Source organism: Streptomyces nanhaiensis (assembly GCF_046614825.1).
Lineage (GTDB): Bacteria > Actinomycetota > Actinomycetes > Streptomycetales > Streptomycetaceae > Streptomyces > Streptomyces radiopugnans.
In genome coordinates this window covers 1-544 of record NZ_JBKJFM010000389.1, presented here as the reverse complement: position 1 = coordinate 544, position 544 = coordinate 1, and the positions used below count along the sequence as shown (strand labels likewise).

The window sequence follows — 544 nt, the reverse complement described above, 5'->3', positions numbered from 1 at the left end:
ACATGGGCGGTGATCTCGCGCAGTACGCGCAACGGGCGCTCCGGCAGCACCAGTTCGTCCCAGCCGGGCTCGTCCGGGCGCACCGGGATGGACAGCCGGGCGGCTGTGGCGCCGGCCGGGCCGGTGTCGCCGAGCAGGCTGAGCGCGGCGACGCGGGCGGCGCCGCGGCGGCGCACGGGCCAGGGCTGCGGCTCCCCCAGCACGGTGAAGCAGGAGCCCTCGAACGCGGTGTCCTCCGGGTCGGGCAGCAGGCCCTCCGCGGCGGCGGGGAAGTCTGCGTGGTGCAGGGCCAGTGCGGCCCCGACCAGTGCGGCCAGCGGAGCCGCGCGCTGGGTGTCCCCCACCAGCGCTCCCGTGCTCCCCAGCACGCAGCCGTAGGGGTCGCCCGCGTCCGCCTCCCCGGCGGCCTGCGGGTCGGGCCGGTAGACGGCGGCCAGGGCCGCGGCCTCGCCGTGGCGGGCAGCGGGGGTGGCACCGCCGAGCTCCAGGTACTCGACGTCGCCGGGGGAGACCCGGGCGTCGGCGAGGGCGGCACGGGCCGCGG

At 79.6% G+C, this 544-nt stretch carries 1 pseudogene; it reads right to left on the bottom strand.

From position 1 onward, the window contains the following. Window positions 1–544, bottom strand: a pseudogene (locus ACLIYP_RS30745) (hypothetical protein); the annotation flags it as partial.